Origin of the sequence: Paenibacillus sp. DRB1-1, assembly GCF_052119485.1 — a bacterium.
Classification (GTDB): Bacteria; Bacillota; Bacilli; order Paenibacillales; family Paenibacillaceae; genus Paenibacillus; species Paenibacillus polymyxa_B.
Genome location: NZ_JBODQH010000001.1, coordinates 1,524,072 through 1,544,706 on the forward strand (window position 1 = coordinate 1,524,072; position 20,635 = coordinate 1,544,706).

Annotated in this window: 18 protein-coding genes and 1 pseudogene; 7 read left to right on the forward strand and 12 right to left on the reverse strand. The window is 45.4% G+C overall.

Annotation, left to right across the window (positions count from 1 at the left end; translation table 11 throughout):
- Nucleotides 1-48 precede the first annotated feature (48 nt).
- Nucleotides 49-1,374, forward strand: coding sequence for a helix-turn-helix transcriptional regulator (locus ACQW03_RS06620; protein WP_441948870.1), 1,326 nt, complete (start codon nucleotides 49-51; stop codon nucleotides 1,372-1,374).
- A complete protein-coding gene (locus tag ACQW03_RS06625; RefSeq protein ID WP_441948872.1) occupies nucleotides 1,349-2,149 on the forward strand; it encodes a WYL domain-containing protein in 801 nt (266 codons plus the stop codon). The genes ACQW03_RS06620 and ACQW03_RS06625 overlap by 26 nt, the downstream gene beginning before the upstream one ends.
- A 155-nt stretch (nucleotides 2,150-2,304) precedes the next feature.
- Here ACQW03_RS06625 and ACQW03_RS06630 read toward each other — a convergent pair whose 3' ends face one another.
- Together ACQW03_RS06630 and cysK are read right to left on the reverse strand one after the other, a co-directional pair.
- On the reverse strand, nucleotides 2,305-3,282 hold the full coding sequence (locus ACQW03_RS06630; RefSeq protein ID WP_441948874.1) for an aldo/keto reductase: 978 nt from the start codon (nucleotides 3,280-3,282) through the stop codon (nucleotides 2,305-2,307).
- A gap of 132 nt (nucleotides 3,283-3,414) precedes the next feature.
- On the reverse strand, nucleotides 3,415-4,338 hold the full coding sequence (gene cysK / locus ACQW03_RS06635) for a cysteine synthase A (RefSeq protein WP_071559253.1): 924 nt from the start codon (nucleotides 4,336-4,338) through the stop codon (nucleotides 3,415-3,417).
- 216 nt (nucleotides 4,339-4,554) lie between these two features.
- Here cysK and ACQW03_RS06640 point away from each other — a divergent pair, with 216 nt between their 5' ends.
- Nucleotides 4,555-5,763 carry an MFS transporter gene (locus ACQW03_RS06640; protein WP_441948876.1) on the forward strand — a complete coding sequence of 403 codons (1,209 nt, stop codon included), beginning with the start codon at nucleotides 4,555-4,557 and terminating at the stop codon, nucleotides 5,761-5,763.
- 132 nt (nucleotides 5,764-5,895) lie between these two features.
- A pseudogene (locus ACQW03_RS06645) lies at nucleotides 5,896-6,093 on the forward strand (DUF1036 domain-containing protein); the annotation flags it as partial.
- A 62-nt stretch (nucleotides 6,094-6,155) separates the two neighbouring features.
- Here the strand turns inward: ACQW03_RS06645 and ACQW03_RS06650 are convergent.
- The 4 genes from ACQW03_RS06650 to ACQW03_RS06665 all read right to left on the reverse strand — a co-directional run bounded on the left by ACQW03_RS06650 (nucleotide 6,156) and on the right by ACQW03_RS06665 (nucleotide 9,430).
- Nucleotides 6,156-6,521, reverse strand: coding sequence for a hypothetical protein (locus ACQW03_RS06650; RefSeq protein WP_441952481.1), 366 nt, complete (start codon nucleotides 6,519-6,521; stop codon nucleotides 6,156-6,158).
- Nucleotides 6,509-7,507, reverse strand: coding sequence for a glycosyltransferase (locus ACQW03_RS06655; RefSeq protein ID WP_025721310.1), 999 nt, complete (start codon nucleotides 7,505-7,507; stop codon nucleotides 6,509-6,511). Before ACQW03_RS06655 ends, ACQW03_RS06650 begins: the two co-directional genes overlap by 13 nt.
- A gap of 54 nt (nucleotides 7,508-7,561) precedes the next feature.
- The gene (locus ACQW03_RS06660; protein ID WP_441948879.1) at nucleotides 7,562-8,599 is read right to left on the reverse strand and encodes an aminoglycoside phosphotransferase family protein; all 1,038 of its coding nucleotides are present in this window, start codon (nucleotides 8,597-8,599) and stop codon (nucleotides 7,562-7,564) included.
- 138 nt (nucleotides 8,600-8,737) lie between these two features.
- The gene (locus ACQW03_RS06665; RefSeq protein WP_071639684.1) at nucleotides 8,738-9,430 is read right to left on the reverse strand and encodes a pectate lyase; all 693 of its coding nucleotides are present in this window, start codon (nucleotides 9,428-9,430) and stop codon (nucleotides 8,738-8,740) included.
- A gap of 552 nt (nucleotides 9,431-9,982) precedes the next feature.
- On the opposite strand from ACQW03_RS06665, the gene ACQW03_RS06670 reads away from it, so the two are divergent.
- The gene (locus ACQW03_RS06670) at nucleotides 9,983-10,555 is read left to right on the forward strand and encodes a shikimate kinase (protein WP_441948881.1); all 573 of its coding nucleotides are present in this window, start codon (nucleotides 9,983-9,985) and stop codon (nucleotides 10,553-10,555) included.
- A 105-nt stretch (nucleotides 10,556-10,660) separates the two neighbouring features.
- Here the strand turns inward: ACQW03_RS06670 and aroD are convergent, their stop codons facing one another.
- The 3 genes from aroD to ACQW03_RS06685 all read right to left on the reverse strand — a co-directional run bounded on the left by aroD (nucleotide 10,661) and on the right by ACQW03_RS06685 (nucleotide 13,833).
- Nucleotides 10,661-11,425, reverse strand: coding sequence for a type I 3-dehydroquinate dehydratase (gene aroD, locus ACQW03_RS06675; protein WP_441948883.1), 765 nt, complete (start codon nucleotides 11,423-11,425; stop codon nucleotides 10,661-10,663).
- A gap of 103 nt (nucleotides 11,426-11,528) precedes the next feature.
- Nucleotides 11,529-12,791: an MFS transporter gene (locus tag ACQW03_RS06680; RefSeq protein ID WP_081366804.1), complete on the reverse strand. Its 1,263-nt coding sequence runs from the start codon at nucleotides 12,789-12,791 to the stop codon at nucleotides 11,529-11,531.
- 130 nt (nucleotides 12,792-12,921) lie between these two features.
- A complete protein-coding gene (locus ACQW03_RS06685; RefSeq protein WP_220027076.1) occupies nucleotides 12,922-13,833 on the reverse strand; it encodes a LysR family transcriptional regulator in 912 nt (303 codons plus the stop codon).
- A gap of 216 nt (nucleotides 13,834-14,049) precedes the next feature.
- On the opposite strand from ACQW03_RS06685, the gene ACQW03_RS06690 reads away from it, so the two are divergent.
- Together ACQW03_RS06690 and ACQW03_RS06695 are read left to right on the forward strand one after the other, a co-directional pair.
- Entirely contained in the window at nucleotides 14,050-15,240 is a 1,191-nt protein-coding gene (locus ACQW03_RS06690) for an MFS transporter (RefSeq protein WP_441948886.1), read from the forward strand.
- A gap of 29 nt (nucleotides 15,241-15,269) precedes the next feature.
- Nucleotides 15,270-16,160: a shikimate dehydrogenase gene (locus ACQW03_RS06695; protein ID WP_071639679.1), complete on the forward strand. Its 891-nt coding sequence runs from the start codon at nucleotides 15,270-15,272 to the stop codon at nucleotides 16,158-16,160.
- Between the two features lie 116 nt (nucleotides 16,161-16,276).
- Here ACQW03_RS06695 and ACQW03_RS06700 read toward each other — a convergent pair whose 3' ends face one another.
- From ACQW03_RS06700 to ACQW03_RS06710, 3 genes are all read right to left on the reverse strand, one after another.
- A complete protein-coding gene (locus ACQW03_RS06700) occupies nucleotides 16,277-17,503 on the reverse strand; it encodes an RtcB family protein (protein ID WP_076293362.1) in 1,227 nt (408 codons plus the stop codon).
- 208 nt (nucleotides 17,504-17,711) lie between these two features.
- The gene (locus ACQW03_RS06705) at nucleotides 17,712-19,148 is read right to left on the reverse strand and encodes a purple acid phosphatase family protein (RefSeq protein ID WP_076293361.1); all 1,437 of its coding nucleotides are present in this window, start codon (nucleotides 19,146-19,148) and stop codon (nucleotides 17,712-17,714) included.
- A 255-nt stretch (nucleotides 19,149-19,403) separates the two neighbouring features.
- Entirely contained in the window at nucleotides 19,404-20,561 is a 1,158-nt protein-coding gene (locus ACQW03_RS06710; protein ID WP_441952326.1) for a M20 family metallopeptidase, read from the reverse strand.
- Between the last annotated feature and the right edge of the window lie 74 nt (nucleotides 20,562-20,635).

Consider the following 20,635-nt stretch of genomic DNA (forward strand, 5'->3'; position numbering starts at 1 on the left):
AAGGGATACTTACTTTCGGAGATCGGCAACAGAAACGGGGAATGCATCATGGCGAGAGAGAGTTTTGATAAAGAAATTCAATTCCTGCGCATGCTTACACTGACCAGCGGCGCTTATAATCGGCAGCAATTTGCAGACAGACTGGGCATTTCAGTGCATACCTTTGATAAAACAATCCGGCGTCTCAAGGAAATCGTCCAATCCGTACAACAGCAGTTGCCTGAGGACCAGGGACATGATTTTAATGAGATGCTGCGCTTTAATTATTACGAATCCGCTGATCCATTACTACTATTCCTGTTTCGGGCCAAATCGCTCAAGGAATCAGAAAGCGTCCGCTTATCTCTTCTGCTCACAGCGCTACAGTCACAGCCTCTGACCACTATGGAATTGCTGGATGCTTGCTGCAACGGGCTGCCTTCCGACAGTTCGCTGCCGGATGAGAAAACGATTCGTTCCGATCTGAAATATCTGGTCGAAGTCGGCGTGGTTCGCAAGGAACCCGGTGGCAGACCTTACCGCTATGCTGTCCGCAACGATCTGGTGACAGGACTGACAGACGAGGAATTACTGGACTTATATGATTTTGTAGACATTATGGCTAACACCCAGCTTCCCTCTGTGCAGGGGTATCTGTTGCGAGATCATCTTAAAAAGGCCATGCGCCGTCAAGCCGGAGATCGGGATATAATCGAACCTTTTTTATATAAATACCACTATTATTCACGCATTCTGGACGAAGCCCATATTCATCCGCTTCTGCACGCCATTCGGCAACGCCGCTGTGTAACTTTTTTATATTTTTCGACATCCAAACGAAGCATGTACGGGTCACAGAACACAAACCCGCTGTTTGAAAAAGAGACGGAGGGCCGTGAACATACCATTCTACCCCTGCAAGTCATCTATGATCATCAATATGGACGTTGGTATGTGCTCGGTCACGTAGGCGGCAAAGGAATCATGAAGTTTCGTATGGAGGGCATGACTCAATTGGTGGAGGGCAAGCCTGTACCAGAGCAGTTTCAGGCCGACCTCCTAGCGGTGTTGGAAGAAAAAATGCGGTACAGCTGGCTCGTTGATACCGGTCGCCCTGTGAAGGTACGGGTACGTTTTTTTAATCCTGAGGGCGCGAAGCGCAACTTTATTCGGGAACGTGTGCTGTCACAGGGACAATGGGGTACGATTGCGGAGGAAGAAAGTGAATCCTTTATCTATGAAATTACCGTGAATGGAATCACCGAGATTAAACCATGGATTCGCAGCTTCGGATCAAGCTGTGAGGTATTGGAGCCTCAGCGGCTGCGTAAGGAATTTAGACAGGAATGGAAGGAGCTGCAAGCCTATTATGAGCCTGTTCGAGAAAATATTTAACTACCAGATCGTCTCTCGGCTGGATGAATCGGGCGCTTTTGCTACCACATCGCAGGAAAGAGTCTGGCTCCAATCTATGCTGACAGACTCGGCAGCAATAGAGGCTTTCACCCCGTCTACGCTTGATAAGCTTCGGCAAATGCTCGCAGACGACGAGCTGATGGAGGCCGATGGAAGTTTGCGGGAAAAAGCAGGTATCCCTACCGTCTCGGTATATCATCCACTCTTGCGTGAATTGCGTCCCATTCTGCGGTCCCGTTCAAGCATCTATATGACCTACAAACTGCGCAACGGACGCATGCATGAGCGAATGTCCGGTTTTCCATATAAGCTGGAGTTTTCTATGGTCAAAAAAGAATGGAGCCTGCTGTGGTATAACCGCAGACACCGCGCGCTCATGTCTACCAAGCTGTCTAATATCGTGAACATCACGGAAGATGAGCTTCTACCCGAAGAAGCCGAAAAATTCACCCAACGTATTCTCGGTATACTGGAGTCGCGCAAAGAGCAGGGCATCATCGAAATTATTCCTGTATATAACGGAGAAATGTCCCGTATTTTATATGCTTTTTCCTGCTTTGAAAAAGAGGTCGAATATGTTCAGGAAGCAGATACCTATCGTATTACGCTCACCTTCCAGGCAGACGAATGTGAATATGTACTATCCAAAATCCGTTTCCTTGGCAAACGTGTCAAGGTCGTCCAAGGCTCCCGGCTGATTTCACGAATGAAGGAAACAACGGCCAAGGCCCTTGCACGATACGAAGAGGAATAGCTGCTGAGGCAATATGAGAGGCCTCCATGTAAATAGACCCTCCCTCCGTCTGTTAATGAGACGAAGGGAGGGTCTATTAAACTAGGTTCGTATAAACAAGGTCATACACTTACGCCCACATACGCCTGCTGTAACAAACGGGTCCGCAGTACCAGTTACGGCAAGGCTTGTCCGCGCGCACTGACATACAATTCATACCATTCCTCACGGGTCATCAGCTCGCTCTGGCGTTCCGCATCCTGACATGCCTTGATTCGTTCAGGATTAGCGCTGCCAATGACAGGCTGAATCCGTGCCGGATGTTTCATAAGCCAGCCAAGGACGATCGCTTCACTTGTCGTTTCCTTTTCAGAAGCTAGCTTCTGCACCAGTTCTGCCGTCTTAACGACATGCTCAGGCTGCCCTTCCAAAGGACCTCCGCTAAAACGTCCCTGCGCCAGCGGTCCCCAGGCTTGGAGCTGAATATCCTCGGTTTGGCAATATTCCAGCAAACCTTCGCCAAAATGTATATTCGTCCCCGCCTGCTGGTTCACATGTACTGTCTGATCTACAAAATGCAGATGCGCCAGGCTCATTTCCAGCTGATTAGCGATCAGCGGCTCCGTTAGGCTCCGCTCCAGAAAACGAATTTGGCTTACATTCATATTGGAAACGCCAAAATGCCGTACTTTGCCAGATGTCTTAAGCTCGCTGAACGCCTTCGCTACTTCTTCCGGCTCTACCAGCGGATCGGGGCGATGCAGCAGCAGGATGTCCAAATATTCCGTACCCAGACGCTTCAGAATACCATCCACGGACTCCATAATATGAGCATATGAGAAATCAAAACGGCCCGGGAGCGTACCATCCGGCAGAAAAATGCCGCATTTGGACTGAATTACGATTTGTTCACGCAAGCCCGGCTGTCCCTTTAAAACCCGACCGAAAATTTCTTCCGCTTTCCCCATACGATAGATATCCGCATGATCGAACATCGTAATCCCAATGGATTGTGCAGCTTCTACAGCTCTTTCCGCTTCAACGACATGCGCCTGCGTAAACGGTGCATGGCTCCATTCTCCACCAAAAGGCATACAACCGAGCGCCAGCCGACTATCGGAGATTCCACGTTTCTGTAAAGGCATAATCTTCATGCTGCTCCTCCTTCAACCCTCAAAATATTCCCTGCTTTATCCACATATGAACAGTTCGTGAAACCGCTATCATACACCTATTTTACCACTTACTTACGGTCGTGTATCACTTTGGTCCCAATCCACATCTTTTTATCCGAATATCCCCATGCTCAGATAACGCTCTCCGGTATCCGGGGCAATGCAAAGTACCCGTTTGCCTGCTCCCAAACGCCGAGCTTCCTGAATCGCCGTCCATATCGTAGCTCCGCTAGAGGGGCCAACCAGAATCCCTTCCTGGGCAGCAATCGCCCGTGTCATTGCAATCGCATCCTCATCGGAAACCTGCACGATTTCGTCATACACTTCCGTATTCAGCACGGTGGGAACAAAGCCTGGACTGGTGCCAACCAGCTTATGTGGACCGGGTTTTCCTCCAGATAGCACTGGCGAGCCCTTCGGCTCAACTACAACAATCCGCAGATCCGGCAAATGCTGACGCAGCACTTCACCTGTTCCCGTAATGGTACCGCCCGTTCCCGAAGAAGCGACGAACACATCCAGCTTTCCTTCCGTTTGTTCCAAAATTTCAAGTGCTGTGGTCATACGATGGATATCGGGATTGGCCTCATTTTCAAATTGATGCGGGATAAAGCTCCCTTCAATTTCAGCCCCCAGTTCGAGTGCCTTGCGAATCGCTCCTGGCATCCGTTCTTCTGCTGGTGTCAGTACGACCTCAGCCCCGTAGGCTTTCAAAATATTGATCCGTTCCTTTGTCATATTCGAAGGCATCACCAAAATTGCACGGTAACCTCGAGCTGCCGCATTCATCGCAAGACCAATTCCCGTGTTGCCACTCGTCGGCTCAATAATAGTACCTCCTGGCTTTAGATGTCCTGCCTTTTCCGCCTCGGCAATCAGGTTGCCCGCCGCCCGATCTTTAACACTGCCGCTTGGATTAAAATACTCCAGCTTCACATACACTTCCGCATCCTGCGGCCCTGTGAGCCGTTGGAGTCTTACACAAGGTGTATCTCCTATTAAATCTGTAATACTATGTACCACTTTAGGTGCCATCGTCATATCCTCCTTGGATCATTCCTTACAGCGTCATTTACGATCTTCATATCATACTACCAAAATAACATACTTGCCTCCTTCCTACCTGTCGCTTTTGTAAATTACATAAAACTTATCAACTTAGTATGTAAAATTCTTGCAAAATGGGTCGCCAGATATCGCCTGTAATGATATACTCGCATTACTATTTTTTCAGGAGGATATAAGACACTTATGAGTAACCAAGAAAATATGACAGCAAATCGCTTCCCCCCCTCCTTGCTATGGTTGACCCTTGGTGCCTTCGCCATCGGCATGACCGAATTCGTCATTATGGGAATTCTGCCCAATGTAGCCCATGATCTTCATGTTACGATTCCGCAAGCCGGGCAGTTAATCACCAGTTACGCGCTTGGTGTGGCCATTGGAGCACCTGTACTTACTGTATTAACCCATAAGGTTCCGCAGAAAAAGCTGCTATGCCTCCTAATGACTATATTCATTTTAGGTAATCTTTTTTCCGTTATTGCTCCCAATTACGAACTTCTGATTGCGGCCCGTATGGCTACTGCATTATCGCACGGAACCTTTTTGGGAGCCGGTTCCCTGATCGCTGCCCGACTGGTTCGTCCTGACAAACGTGCAGGTGCTATTTCTATGGTGCTGACCGGTTTGACCGTGGCGAACATTATTGGGGTGCCCTTTGGCACTTTTATCGGACAACAGCTCGGCTGGCGTGCTTCCTTTGGAGCCATTGTGGTCATCGGCTTGGTTTCTCTCTTCGGTATCATTCGTTACATTCCGGTAATTCATCAGAACAAGCCTTCCAGTCTCAAACAAGAAGTCAAAAGCCTGTTTAATCCAAAAGTGCTGCTGATGCTGCTCACAGGTGCAGTCGGTTGTGGTAGCCTGTTCACTGTCTTTACGTACATTACGCCTTTGCTTACGGACATTAGTGGCTTTGCCGAGCATAGCATTACCTGGATTCTCGTCCTGTTTGGCCTAGGGGTAACGATCGGCAACATCGTTGGCGGCAAGCTCGCAGATTGGAAACTGCTGCCATCCCTGATCGCAAACTATGCTGTACTGGCTATTATTTTGGCCATTCTGACATTTACGCTTCAAAGCCAGATATTGGCCGTCATCACAGTCTTTATCTGGGGCATTGCTGCGTTCGGCATCATGCCGGGTATTCAGGTTCGCATCATGAATCTGGCCTATGAGGCTCCTTTGCTTGCCTCTACCTCCAGCCATTCCGCATTAAATCTGGGTAACGCAGGCGGCGCTTTTATCGGGGGAGTCGTTATTAATCAAATGGGGCTAGCCGCTATTCCATGGGTTGCATCGCTTATCACTGTCGGCGGTCTACTCCTTATGGTGGTCAGCTACATTGTGGATCGCAAGACGGCTCATCCTGAAGCGATAGCGGAGATACAATCATAGAATCGTTTAGCAAGTTGGACGTAAACGAATGGTTCATTTTTCATAGATTGAGAGATATTGTCCAGTCTCTCCTTCTACATTCCTCATAGTATGGCATTGAAATACCCATTTATGAGGAAAGAAGTGTGTATGATGAGCCTTTATTTTACTAACAACACGAGTAACACGATCTATGCTGCCTATGCTTATCCTGATTCCGACTGTCATCCCATGAATTATTCTAAAATGGGCTGGTATCGGATAGAGCCTGGTAGTACGAGGGAAGTATGGAGCGGTTCTGTAGGGGGAACCACATTCTACTATTATGCTGAAGATCACTCCAATAGGTGGAGTGGTACGTACCGCACACGGCTTCCGAGAAGTACTGACCATGATTTTCATTGGTGTTGGAACTATAGCAGCGGATCATCCAGACGAGTGGGGATGCGTAGACTACCCATTGACGATTCTATAGTCAATTTCACCCTCGAGTTCATCACCAGTACAAGTAAAAGCAAACCGGCATCAAAGAAAACTCGTACGGCGTTACCTTCCAAATCCGCAGAATCCAGCATTCGCAGAATTCCGAGAAGACCGGTTCGCTTTAAAAAAGGAACCCCAGTTCCGGTAAAGTCCAAACGATAAGTCAAAGAACCGTAACCCGCAAGATGGACATTTTGAAAAAAAGTGACCCCCTTGCGGGTTATTTTTATTTCACTCTGGACATTCAGACGCTTGTTGCAACCACAGTATTTTTCCTCGCCGTTCAGCTTAACCAATGATCAAAAAAGTCCCGATAGCCCTGCTTCATCACCTGACTTGAAAACTGTTCCATAGCGTATGCCTGATTTTCTGTAGAAACCCGGCGCGGTGAGGCGGCAGCCATATTGACCAGCTCGAACCAGTTTTTCTCATTCCCTGAAAAAGAATGCGTAGAGCTGATATGTCCATAGCAAGGATGCTCTGGCTTCACGACGATTTTACCCATAGCCAGCGCTTCGGTCAGTGGCATCGCGAACGTATCGAATTTGGAGCAGCTCCAATACACCTTTGCCGTGTTCATCAGTGCAAACACCTCATCTTGCGTCAACGCAAATTGAAGTTTAACATTGTCCGGGATATCGTACTTCTTCATACTTTCCTTGTAGCGTTCACCGCCAAATACCATATAGACATCCTTGTCAGGATTATGCCTCGCATACTCCAGCACCAAGTCCGGACGTCGGTTCTCCTCATCTCTACCAATCCACATCACCCGGTTCTCTACCACTTGCGAGGGATCAAAATGCTTTTCCACCAGCCGCTCATTAAATCCGATCGGGATGACTGTCACATCGGTTACGCCAAACTTCGAAGCCATCTCCTGCTTGAGAAAGGCAGTCTGTACGATAGCCTTGTCCACGATCTGATAAAAAGGCTTCATCATCTCATAGCCTGTAAGTGCCGGATCAGGAAAACTATGCGGAAAAAGCACGCTGTTTTTAAAGAACATGTTCAAATAGGTAAAGCCAGATACCGTATAAATAACGTGCTCAATCTGCTGCTCATGGAGTTGGTCCAGTACGACGTCATAGTTGACCAAGTCGCCCTTTTCGTGCTCATAGCCCGGAAGCCAGTCATGGCTGCTCACATGGCGCTCTGGTGATACAAATACGATGTCCACCCCCAATTCCAACCCGATCTGCTTTAGACGTTCTGCAAAAATACGAGGACCCTGTGCTTCAGCAAATTGTATTTTTCTCATGACCAAACCGACTTTTTTCATGGATTTATTCCCCACCTTCTTTTGCTAACTAAATACAGTCTATGTCTTAAGCTACTATCTACATTGTTGGGCTTGTCCCCAATCCATCATCGCTGCACATTGGTTCAAACAGGCTAACGTTTCATCCAACTGGGACTCTAATTGCTCTTTTGACCATTTATCGCCGTTTCTATGCAGGTTCGTTCCAATCCTTTGCAAATCACTTGTGATTAACAACAGCATCCAGAGCGAAAATACCACCGCAAACATGCCATATTCCAGCATAAATGCCGTTCGATCCACTCTTATCCCCAACAGCTCCAGCTGCTCCACGTATGTGTCCAGCATACGAATACGCAATTCGGACGTCATGCGTCGGGGAAACAACGGATGGGACATGTCGATCAGGTGATATACATCCCACAGCGGTGTGTTCAGATGAGCATGCTCCCAATCCAGTACCATAAGTCGTTCCCCGCTCAGCGCATAGTTCCCCGGATGAAGATCACCATGAGACAGTACAAGCTGCTGTGAAAAAGATAAATGCTCCAGCTGTGCATACATACGCTGCATCTGTTGCTTAGATAATCCCAGTGAGCTGCAAAGCTTTAACACATCCGGCTTGCGCTTGTATAGCTCGGAAACCATCTCCTGAATAAGTGGCTTTGGTCCTCGCAGCGGCATCCCAGCAAAACGATCCGTCGGCAAAGCATGCCACCATGCAACAAGTCCAACAGCTCGCAATAAAGTTTTGTCTGCGTGTAGATGATGTAACGGACCAAGGTCCTCAAAAACCATCCATTCTCCTCCGCCATCCGTACCTGCATCAGACCAGGCTAGCAATCGGGGATAGATCGGTGACAACGCAGGAAGCACATGCTCATACACCCATCTCTCCCGCCCCTCCTGATCATCGTTGGTTAGCGGTTTGAATATATAACTTTCAGAGGAAGACACGTAAAAACGTTCCACATGCCGACCATTCGTACCTGTATATAAAATTTCACGATTCCGCACCAGCGTATCATTCAAGGTGCCGTCAACATTCACATATTGATGAAAAGGATTCATAGCCACCCAACTTTTTTGTATAAAATGTAATAGCACGATCATATCACAGTCCTCGTTCCGAACGAAGCCCAGACCATCTTTGGGTAACTCGACGTACCAAAAAAGGGGCTTGTCCAATCAGATCCACACGACCTGTTGGACAGCCCCTTTTCATATCCGTACTCCTATCCTACTCTCCGATTAATATTTAGTATTGCCGGATTCACTCGTATTACTGGATTTAAAGCCTTTGAACAATTGTTTCACATTGTGATAACGAGTGTTCGTAATTTTTGCTTTGCTGTTAGGACCGTCCGATCTCAGAATTGAATCCTTAACGTTGGAAATATCCGAGTTATCTAAAGTCATATTCACTCTAAAAGTAGAGTCTCCCAGCTGGCGAACCAGTTTTCCGATATCATCGGCTCTAAAGTTTTTAATGTTAATCGTGCCTTCGGCATTAATTTGGAACACTTTATCGTACGCATGGAACGCTCCACCGCCCGTAATGTTTACCGTGCCTGGTTCTTTAAGCGTCAATGCATCTTCACCTACATCCTCCCATGTTACGTTGGAGATTGTGCCGTTGCCATATACATGCACACCATCCGCAGCAGGGGCAGCGATGATCACATTTTTCAAAGTTGCATTATTTTCAAGCTTGAAAATAGGCTTTTGAGCCTCTTTCTGGCTTCCGTCTCCCAAGGTATCGGGATCAGCCACTACAGTCTTGCCCTTACCATCGTATACTTCTCCGGCTTTAACAAGTATGGTCTTATGAACGACTTCTGGAGCTGCATGAGCAGAATAATTGCCGACAAATAAAGCAACCAACATTCCTGATAAAGCGATACTGAGTCCCTTTTTCAATACTTTAGCTGTGTTTGTTTTCATTTCAATTCATCCCTCTCGTAGATATTTTTTTGTTGTTCCAATTCTTCGTTGACTAGAACGCGTAGACCGTATCACCACCTTCGCACAATGAACCCATTGACCGATACATGTCTATAAAGCATTATTCAACTATTTGCATATGTATACTTGGTTTTTGGCCCAAAGCAATTTTGTCTCCTAATTAATATAAAGCACAAATTGTAAATAGAGCGATTACATTTACAATTTGCATAACTCTATTATAATCATACTTCCAGTAATTTCAATATATTTTCCGCCAAAATATATCCTTTTTTTCAATTAAGTACACAATATCGCCTCTTTTATACTTGTACAAGTTTATTTTCTGACAATTTACGCATCAAATCGCTGAGTATCTAGTCTCGAATGCGTGCTCTATGTCACTAGAATGTAATCAGAACCTTATTTCGTCCTATACCTCATTTTTGATGTAGTCTATACTATTGAATGACACGTTTGATGAACGTATAATGTATTTAGTGCTTTGAAGCGTCACATCTCAACATTACTGGTGAGAAAAGAGTGGTTATCGTGCAAAACAATAGAGAGATTCCATTAAAAGAACAAAATATTGTGCTCATCGGCTTTATGGGTGTAGGCAAAACAACGATCGGTTCCCATCTAGCGCGCAAGCTGTATCGCGATTTCGTGGATATTGACCAGGAGATTGAACGAGAATACAACATGCCAACAACAGAGATTTTCAAAACTTATGGAGAGAAACGTTTCCGTGAGATTGAAAAAGAGCATATTTTGAAGCTGTGCAGCAACACACGCCTTAAAATCATTTCCGTTGGCGGTGGTGCATTTTTACAGGAAGAGGTGAAGCAAGCTTGTTTGGCTTCATCGATTGTTTTCTTCTTGGATTTAAATTGGGATTCCTGGAAAGATCGGCTCAAGATGCTGATTGACACCCGTCCCAATCTACAAAACAAGACTTTAGGGGAAATTGAGGATCTCTTCCGTTCCAGACAGGACATTTACGCGGTGAATCACTCCAAGATCGATACAGATCAGTTGGATGCGGAAGAAGTCGCAGACTATATTATTCAAACGCTGAATCTAGGTTGGGAGTTGTATGAACCTACTCGGGGATTGAATTAAGAGTTACACAAAAAGGAGGGCTCCAGCATGCTTATCGCATGGGGGCCTTCCTTTTTGGTTCACTGCGGATATATTACTGACTGGCGAGTAATGCCTATCCATCTTTTAAGAATGGCTATGCAGCACCGTCAGTATCTCTCTCAGTTCAGTGACAGGAATCTGTCCCGGTGCGGAAGCTTTCTTAGCAGCACCAAAGGTCAGAGCCGAACCAAATAGTTCTCCGGTCAGGCGGCTCACGACACCTTTCCCTGCCATCGACATCGTAATAATCGGCCGATCTGCATACTCTTCTGCCATGGTACGCGTGGCATCCAGCAAAGTGAGTACATCGGCTGTATTGGTTGGCATCACTGCTATCTTAGGCAGATCGCCTCCCAATTCCTGAGCCTTACGTAACCGGGACACAATCTCCTCCTTCGACGGCGTCTTATGAAAATCATGATTAGATATAATCACATATACGTTATGCTTATGTGCTGCTTCTACCAGCGTCTTCACATCAGCTTCCTCATTAAAAAGCTCTACATCAATAAGTTCGACTTGCCCCGTTTCGGCTACTGTACGGTTCAATTCCACATAACTCGGTGCACTGATTTCTTTTTCTCCGCCTTCCCGAGCGCTACGGAACGTAAATACGAGCGGAACATTTGCTAAAATAGAACGAATTTCATGTAAGGCAGCTTTAACCTTTTCCAGATCCTCCACATGCTCGAAAAAATCGACTCTCCACTCCACGATATCCAGGTCGAGCGTACGTAAATAAGTGGCCTCTTCCTTCAACTGCTCCAACGTTTCTCCCACCATTGGCACACAAATTTTTGGCGCTCCTTCACCGATCAGAACATCTTTCACCTTTACGATTTTAGCCATCTCTATCTCACTCCCAAATTACAGTTTCAAGTCGAACATGTACAATAATTCATAGTATAACGCATTCTGAATAAGCATGCAGATGATTAGGTCCAGTCGTCATTTATTTGGGTTCAAGTACGATTTTAGGGGACAATTTGCGACTTGCTGGAAAAACTAAACTGTACCGAAAATTAACAAACACCGCCAGTACGATCCCTAGTACATTCACAATAATAGCTAGCATAAAAACACTCGATATCTGAGAATGTTTCAAAAGAAAGCCTGTAAACACGGGGATGACCGTGTATGACAGCGAGGTTGCTGTATACACAAACCCGGTAATCTGTCCTTTTCGTTGACTAAAAAATTCACTCATTACGGTTAATGTCAGTTGAAGTACACCTGATATTGAAAACCCGATGACACTCGCACAAATAATGGCCGCAGCCCCTGACTTGAAAAGGAGAAGCGCTCCAAAAGCCAAGAGAGAAATACATGGATAAATAAGAATAATGTGGACAGGTTTAACCCATTTTCTTAACACAATTACTAATACAAACACGGAAATCAGCGAACCGACATTGTAATAAACTAATAATCTGAGAGACTCTGATTGGGTCATACCGATAAACTGTTGTCCAAAAGTAGGAAGCCATAACTGCACAATATAAAGCAAAGTCGGTCCGGTAAATCCGAGCAAGATAAGGCATACCCCTTCCTGCCAAAACCGCGGCTTACTCCGATCATTTGCCTCCAATTTTCCCGCTTGCTCAACGCTCGATACAGAAGTATCACCAACTGACTCCTTGGGTGACTGAACCCGCATGTCTGGGAACTTCATCTTGAACAGGTAAATTGCATTTAAAGCGAATATGAGGGCTGGTAAAAAGAAAGAGAACCCGTAGAAAATGTCGTGATTCATAAAAAAGATAATCATTAACGGTAAAAATGCTGCCCCGATGGATATAAAACCTCTTACCAACACTGTAGCCGAACCAGAGGATTGGGGAAAAGCTTCGATCAGCGCTGGATAAGTACCTGAATCAAGAAAAGAATTCGCTACGCCTGCCAGCACAGCCAGTACGATCGCCATCTCAAAGCTGGGACTCAGCGGTATACCGACCAAGAATACAGCCATTAGTAGCCCTGCTACCACAATAAACGGCTTACGACCATAACGATCGGAGAGCACCCCGGATATGTACAGCGTAAACAGCCTGCCAAATCCCATCGCAGAAACCAAGAGACTGATGCCCGTCTGATCTGTATGCAAATGCTCTGTTAAAAAGGACATGTGGGACGCCAGCATAATATTAAACATGCCGAACAAAAGATAGTTTACATAAAGGCCTGTCGCCACTGGAAAAGAAGAACGTTTCATCATGAATTCACCTGCTTTTGTAAGTAAGTCTTGTAGTATTAAAAATGTGAATCATTTCACATTACCTGTGTCGATGATGAAGTATAGAACACATTTTAAAATTTATCAAGTTTAAATATTGCGGGACCCCAGCCTAGACGCGCTGATGCGTTTTCAGATAAAACTCCTTGCCGTAGCTTAGTGCAAAGTTCCGAAAGTCCACTACTGCCGGGGATAAATACCTATTTTTGATGCTGGCCAGGTAGATAAAACGCTCGTATTCTGGATTTACAATAGGCAATGTTTTGACGTTAAAATAATCTAACGATGAAATTCGAGGCATAACCCCAATTCCGTAATTGACAGACACCAGCCCTGCCATTGCTGTATCCTCTTCAATCTCGCAAATAATCTGTGGCGTAACGCCCGCTTTGACAAACAAATTCTCAATAATGGGCCGAACTCCACTCTTTTTGTTGAAGAAGATCACCGGATAATCCGCTGTATCCTTGAGATCAATTTGGTCTAAAGTCGCCAGTGGATGATCAGGCGAAACAATGACAACCAGTTCCTGCTGAGCCAACGGAATAAACTCCACATCCGGTACATTTTCCATGTGAGAGCAGAACGCCACATCATAATCTTCCTGCTTCAGCCCCTGGATAATATCGTTCGTATTCCCTTGGTGAAACGAAAAGGAGATATCTTTACGGGCATCCAGAGCTGAAAAGGCTTGAATAATCGCTGGAATGAAGTGTGAGCCTAACGTGTAAATGAACGCCAAATCTATATTTCCATGGCTTGGACTCACTAGCTCCCGTAAATTGTGTTCTCCCTTTTCTAATTCATCCATCGCGTGCTCCACATACTTCAGGAAAAATCGTCCGTATTTGTTTAACCGAATATTTCTCCCCTGCTTCTCAAACAGATGAACTCCCAAATCTTTTTCTAATTCTGAAATCGCATGACTTAAACTGGGCTGTGTAATACATAGTCGCATAGCTGCCTGGGTAAAATGCTCCATCTCCGCAAGTACACGAAAATATTGTAAGTGCTTCAGGTTCATAATTATGTAATCTCCTTCTTTAATTCATATTTTAAATTATAGACCCAAACTATGAAAAACGATAGAAATATGCATTGGATTTATAATAACACTCCTTATATAATAATGACATAGAAAGAATGTGAATAATTTCACTTATCTGTAGGCGTAATGTAATACCGCTGGACGATGCCTACCTAGGCCATTGATCTAAAACTTAAGTTGGGAGTTACACTTATGAAAAATCCTTATATCAGAATGGCAGCAGGGCTTTACATCAACTATTTTCTTCTGGGTATGATCAATGTTATTCTCTCGTCGAATATGAGCTTCCTGACCGTCCAATTGAACACGGATAAAGCAGCCATCGGCTATCTGGTGTCCGCGATTGGGATCGGTAAGTTGCTCGCTCTCGGGGTAGCCGGAAAAATGTCAGACAAATACGGAAGAAAACCACTCATTGTTATTGCATCATTTGCTTATTTAATCTTTCTGATTGGCATTCCGCTTGCACCTAACTATTCGTTGGCATTCGTGTTTGCCATTATCGCAGGGCTTTGCAACTCTATGATGGATTCGGGAACGTATCCTGCATTAATTGAAGGCTTTGGAAAAAAAGCTGGATCTGCAACTGTACTGGTCAAAGCATCCATCTCTATCGGTGCTATTGTGATTCCGTTCATGATTGCATTCTTTATTAATCACGATATGTTCTATGGATATTCCTTCTTTATTCCAGCAGGGATTTATCTACTGAACGGTATCTTCTTATCGATGACAGCTTTCCCTAACCACAAAGCAGAGGAACAAAAGGCTCCAACCGAGGCTGCCCAATCCACAGATATTTTCCGCAGCGAGCCTAAGTTTTGGCAAGAAGGTTTATCTCTAATTATTATCGGTTTTACTTCTACTGTATTGTTCATGATCGTGCAGCTATGGCTTCCTACCTTTGGACAAGAGGCCCTGGGCATGGACAAAGCCAGTGCCATTAAACTGCTGAGCTACTATAGTATAGGTTCATTGGTTTCCGTTATTCTGTTAGCTGTGGTACTTGGTAGATTCATTAAACCGATTACCGTCATGATTGTATATCCGTTTATTGCCCTGCTTTCTTTGCTAGCTTTAATTACATGGCACAATCCTGTCGCTACTTTGATCAGTTCATTCTTGATCGGCTTGTCTACCGCAGGCATATTCCAAATTGCCCTCACGGTTATGACGGAATTTTTCCGCAAGAACAAAGGCACTACGACTTCTCTCGTGAACATAGCAGCCAGTCTTTCGTTCATCCTGATGCCTCTGGCTACTGGGGGCATGTCCAAAAGTTTGGGAATTACCTCGGTATTCATTCTGGATATTGCGATTGCTGTAGTCAGTATTTTGCTGGCCGTGTTTGTTGCTTATCGACATAAAAAAGTATTTCATTAAACTACACAGATTACTTGGAGGCTTATATTATGAAAAATGCTGGACGTATTGACGGAAGAACACAATTAATCGGACTGCTTGCTACACCAATCGGACACTCTTTATCCCCGGCTATGCATAATCTTGCGTTTGAAAAGCTGGGCCTGAATAACGCTTATATGGCCTTTGAAGTAGGAAATGAACAACTTGAAGAAGTGGTACGGGGGATGCGCGCTCTGAACATACGTGGTTATAACGTGTCCATGCCTAACAAAACAGCTATTTTACAGTACCTTGATGAGCTGGACGACAGCGCTAAATTTACAGGTGCAGTCAACACCGTCGTGAACACAGATGGTAAACTGAAAGGCTATAGTACAGATGGATCTGGTTATGTTCGTAACTTGCGTGAACACGGCATTGACCTGAAAGGTAAGAAAATGACACTTGTCGGCTCTGGCGGCGCAGCTACACCGATTGCTATTGAAGCGGCTCAAGCAGGTCTGGCTGAAATTTCAATCTTTGCCCGTAACGATCAGTTCTTTGCTCGTGCAGAAGAGAATGTCCGTATTATTAATGAAGATATGAAACACACCCAAGTTAAGGCGAATATCTATCCATTGGAAAATCAAGAACAGCTACGTGAAGAGATCCGCACAAGTCATATTCTCGCTAACGGTACAGGTGTTGGTATGAAACCACTGGAAGGCAAAAGTGTGATTGAAGATGTGTCCATGCTTCGTTCCGACCTGATCATAACCGATGTAGTGTACAGCCCAGCTAAATCCAAGCTGATGGAACAAGCCGAATCCGTAGGTGCAACTGCCATTAACGGTCTGGGCATGATGCTGTGGCAGGGCGCATTGGCCTTCGAACTGTGGACAGGCCAAGAAATGCCAGTCGCTTATATTAAAGAACAGCTTTTTGCTGATAAGCTGTAAACATAAAGCTACTAACAAACGCATCAAGCAATGAATTCCTTCTATTATATACTCATTTATGTACTCAAAAGACTATGCTCGGCGAATGAACACTTCTACCGGGCATAGTCTTTTTATTAATCCTTATAAGGGTCAAATTCATTAGCCCCAGCCATGCATACCCCAATAGGCTTCAGTTCATGCATAACCTCCACGGTCTCGGAATGAGCGTCCAGTACCTCGCGAAGTTTACGGTAGACGAACGGGCTTTCATCTGTACCAGCTCCGCGCAGCTCGACACCATAGTTCCGAACGGCCTCCTTCATTTGTACATCCGTGATTTGTCCACCACTCCGTGTGCGGGTTTTCCAATTCATTTTACCGGCTGCCTGGGTACGACTCATAATACGACCTGCCCCATGAACTGTACTATAGTAGGAATCCCGATTTTCTACCGTATCTTTTCCGCGTACAATCACCGAAATATCGCCCATGCTTCCTCCAATAAAGCCCATCTGGCCAGGTGCCGAGGGAGTAGCGCCTTTGCGGACCACAATGGTGTCACGCCCATCATGTTGTTCTTTCCATGCGTAATTATGGTGGTTATGCACAGTAAAGTCCGCTTCAGTCCCTATAATACCAAGCACTTGTTCTATCACGTAGTCACGTCCCGCATACGCATAGCGTCCAGCAAGGCGCATCGCACGGTAGTACATGTCCCCCAGCTCACTGTTCATATCCAGCAGCACAGGCGGCTGATCCATATGCTCTCCCGGCGCCTTTCCGAGGAACTCTCGTCCAGCAGCTAAGTTTAGAAACCCACTTGCTGTTTTATGCCCAAAGCCCCGGCTACCGAAATGATTGGCAATCCAGACCTGCCCTGTCGCTTCCTCCACGAATACATCAACAAAATGATTGCCACTCCCTACTGTACCCAGCTGTTCTCTCGCCAAGGACTTCAGTTTGTCATGTTCTTGTTTCCCAATCGCTGCATATACTGCCCAATCCGGGTCATCGAACAGCTCATGGTCTACCTGAATCGCATTCACACGGCCTACGCCAAACGAAATATGACGTGCAATCTCATCCATCACAGCTGAAATACGCGGCATAATATCTGCTGCAAACAGCTTGGTTCTTACTGCCTTATTCCCGCAACCGATATCATACCCGACACCTGAAGGCGAAATTTGTCCGTCATACACCATCACACCGCCAATCGGCTGACTGTAGCCTTTATGATGATCTGCCATCAGCAGCGCTTGAATCACATTACCGTTTTCGGCACATGTACGAGCTTGAGATAATGCCCCTGGATCAGGTGCTCCCCATACTCGTACTCCATTGATTTCTTGATAAGCCATCGTCGTTTCATCCTCCTGTAAGTCACTCCATGTTTCAACTTGTAAAGTCGTTAATTGCATTATGTACGTTTCACCAGCTTCCGAACAGGGCGTAAGTATTACAAGTACAATAGTAGATATCCCCTAAGAAAATGAAAAAGGATACCCATGCAGCCAAACAGACTGTAGGATATCCTTTTATGATCATTTAGAAACTATTAAATCAATTTTACTGATATTTTTTGATGATTCCGAATTGATCCACAATAAACGGTTTAGCATCATTTTTGTTTTGATCAATTTCGTACGTTACGGCTGTAAGTTTATTTTCGTCTACCGTGATGCCAACAAAATTCTGTACTTGTCCTCGTGTGGGTCTACGATTGTCACTCGGATCTGGGCCATATACTGCCGCATGATTCTCTTCAGCTAGTTCAAAGAGATTATAATACTTATCTCCAAGTTTTTCGCTTGGATTCTTGTAGTAGACTTTGGGGCCAGCGGTTGCTGGGATGACATAAATACTTCCATCTGGATTCACACTATATTCAATCGTCTTATCATTTAATGTATCTTTTAATTTGGTTGACGTTGTTGCTTTACCCTCTTTGTTGATTGGCTTCGTACGAGCGTAAATATGATCGTGCCCTTGCACAACAAAGTCGATATCTAGCTCGGCCATTAATGGCGCGATCTGGTTACGAACTCCGTTATTATCTATGATGTCAGAGTCTGTTGCATGATTAGAGGTAGTGTAGGGACCTTTATGAATGTTAACAATGATCCACTTTGCACCTGCCCTTTTGGCTGCCGCAGCATCTTTCTTTAACCATTCAACTTGATCTTCAGAAAAATTGGCATATTTCTCTGAGTCCTCATTGGAGTTCAGTACGATAAAGTGAGCATTGCTGTAATCAAAGGAGTAGTACGCTCCTGTTTTAGTAGCAGAACCAGCTGGTTCATTGATATTAAAGTGATCATAAAAAGCGTAGTTCTCATCCTCGTGATTACCTGCTGAAGGAACAATGGTTGTATTCAAAAGACTATTTTGTGAATGTCCCAACAACCAGTCCCACTGCTCTTCTTTGGTACCCGTGTCTACGATATCTCCGTTGTGGACTACAAACTGAGCATTACCTACGGTTTGTAGTGCTTTTTCGAGCGTTTGTGAAGATAATATGGCTTCATCTTCGCTTTTTGCTTGTGTATCAGCTAGATCAATGAAGGTAAATTCGCCGCTCTTAGGAGCCGTTTGAAACGTGCCTGTTTCGCTCCATATCCCGCGCGCTGCATCACCCACACGATAATAATAAGCTGTGTCCGCTTGAAGACCTGTAGCTACAGCTTTATGGACAAGCTCTTCTGCAGAATTGGTCGATGGAGAGGAAGTGCCTTCAAATGTAAGAGCACTCGTAAAATCAGCTTCAGAAGCCGTTTTCTTGATTACTTGAACAGTGCTCTTCGTGAAAAGTTTTGAAGTATACCAAGTAAATCCTTTGGAGACTTTTGTGTCTCCATAAAATGTAGCTGTAACTTTACTAATCCCTTGACCTGTATTCCCTGATGACTCCGCATGTACAGGTAAGGCTGACATGCCAGTAATCAAACCTAGTGCAAGAGCAACAGACATAGATGTTGCTGACCACTTTTGAAACTTCTTTAACATGTGTACACTCCTCTGTGCAGTTAATATGTAAAAGTTATAAATACGATCATAACAATCAAATGTTAATACGTTGTTTTTGGAAATATAGTACTTTGTAAAAATGAGGTTATGAGTGATCTAGCGATTGAGGAGCAATGATAGCAGCTTATAAGAAAATGAAAAAGGATATCCTTGCAGCCAACCAGACTGTAGGATATCCTCTTCAACTATAACACTCATATTAGGCGGCTCTGCTACGCCCTGTGTGGACTTGGCTTACTGTGTTGCTGAATGCGTACGCTTAAAATCTTCCTTCACCGCAACCAGTAGTGTATCATTCACCAGTAGCTCCAAGCCTGACAAGGCTAACGCCTTGGCTCCAATCACTAAGGCTTCCTCACCCTTCTCAGAGCCAGCCGCTTCCCTGAATTCCACCGTATGAGCGATGAGATCATCTGGACCGATCTTAATGTAAGCATGTGCAGTCGGGATAACATGGCTTACATTTCCCGCATCCGTCGAACCCAGTCCGGCACGAGGGCCACGATCCAGCTGTTCTCCCAGCGCTTCCAGTTCACGACTTACTACCTCGTCCAGCGTATCGTTCAGAATGAAATCACGCACTTCATTTTGAAAACGTTCGATTTTCACTGTGGCTCCTGTTGCCAAAGCAGCAGCATCTGCGATATGGCGAACTTTCGTGGAAACCTCCTCTGTGCGCTGCCAAGTACTTGCCCGAATGAAAAAGCGTGCCGACGCATAGTCCGGAATGATATTGGGCGCGTCTCCTCCATGCGTAATGATGCCATGAATACGCACATCGGTCGGCAGTTGCTGACGCAAAGCATTGATACCACTGAACAACTGCAGCACCGCATCGAGCGCATTGATTCCCTGCTCTGGTGATCCTGCGGCATGAGCCGCTTTGCCGTAAAAATGAAAATCTAGCGGATCAACTGCCAGACTTGGTGAGGTCAGCCGGGTCACACCGGATGGATGAACCATCAGTGCAGCATCAATCCCTTCGAACAGCCCGTGCTTCACGAAGCTGCCTTTTGCACTGCCATTAGGACCGCCTTCTTCCGCTGGTGTACCGAACACATACACCTCACCTCCCGTTTCGTCGATCACCTGCGACAAGGCGATGGCTGCTGCCGTACTTGCAGTTCCGATAATATTGTGGCCACAAGCATGGCCCAGACCGGGCAATGCATCATATTCAGCCAAGTATCCGATTTTCGGACCCGGTCTAGCAGAAGCCTTACGGGCAACAAATCCGGTTTCGTGTCCCGCTACATTACGAGTTACCTCAAACCCCGCTTGCTCCAAAATACCCGTCAGTGCCTGGGAAGCTTGAAATTCTTGATTGCCGATTTCGGGATTAGCATGAATAAACCGGCTCGTTTGCGTGTAAAGCTGACGAGACTCCTCAATTTTCTCATGCTTACACTTTTAGGGCTACAAAGCCAAATAAGGCTAACCGTATATTTGCAAAGTTTGCAAAATCG

Excerpts from the sequence above, each read along its gene's own strand:
- ACQW03_RS06620 (WP_441948870.1), top strand. The coding sequence starts at position 49 with ATGGCGAGAGAGAGTTTTGATAAAGAAATTCAATTCCTGCGCATGCTT.
- ACQW03_RS06625 (WP_441948872.1), top strand. The coding sequence starts at position 1,349 with ATGAGCCTGTTCGAGAAAATATTTAACTACCAGATCGTCTCTCGGCTG.
- ACQW03_RS06630 (WP_441948874.1), bottom strand. The coding sequence starts at position 3,282 with ATGAAGATTATGCCTTTACAGAAACGTGGAATCTCCGATAGTCGGCTG.
- cysK (WP_071559253.1), bottom strand. The coding sequence starts at position 4,338 with ATGGCACCTAAAGTGGTACATAGTATTACAGATTTAATAGGAGATACA.
- ACQW03_RS06640 (WP_441948876.1), top strand. The coding sequence starts at position 4,555 with ATGAGTAACCAAGAAAATATGACAGCAAATCGCTTCCCCCCCTCCTTG.
- ACQW03_RS06655 (WP_025721310.1), bottom strand. The coding sequence starts at position 7,507 with ATGAAAAAAGTCGGTTTGGTCATGAGAAAAATACAATTTGCTGAAGCA.
- ACQW03_RS06660 (WP_441948879.1), bottom strand. The coding sequence starts at position 8,599 with ATGATCGTGCTATTACATTTTATACAAAAAAGTTGGGTGGCTATGAAT.
- ACQW03_RS06665 (WP_071639684.1), bottom strand. The coding sequence starts at position 9,430 with ATGAAAACAAACACAGCTAAAGTATTGAAAAAGGGACTCAGTATCGCT.
- aroD (WP_441948883.1), bottom strand. The coding sequence starts at position 11,425 with ATGGCTAAAATCGTAAAGGTGAAAGATGTTCTGATCGGTGAAGGAGCG.
- ACQW03_RS06680 (WP_081366804.1), bottom strand. The coding sequence starts at position 12,791 with ATGATGAAACGTTCTTCTTTTCCAGTGGCGACAGGCCTTTATGTAAAC.
- ACQW03_RS06685 (WP_220027076.1), bottom strand. The coding sequence starts at position 13,833 with ATGAACCTGAAGCACTTACAATATTTTCGTGTACTTGCGGAGATGGAG.
- ACQW03_RS06690 (WP_441948886.1), top strand. The coding sequence starts at position 14,050 with ATGAAAAATCCTTATATCAGAATGGCAGCAGGGCTTTACATCAACTAT.
- ACQW03_RS06695 (WP_071639679.1), top strand. The coding sequence starts at position 15,270 with ATGAAAAATGCTGGACGTATTGACGGAAGAACACAATTAATCGGACTG.
- ACQW03_RS06700 (WP_076293362.1), bottom strand. The coding sequence starts at position 17,503 with ATGGCTTATCAAGAAATCAATGGAGTACGAGTATGGGGAGCACCTGAT.
- ACQW03_RS06705 (WP_076293361.1), bottom strand. The coding sequence starts at position 19,148 with ATGTTAAAGAAGTTTCAAAAGTGGTCAGCAACATCTATGTCTGTTGCT.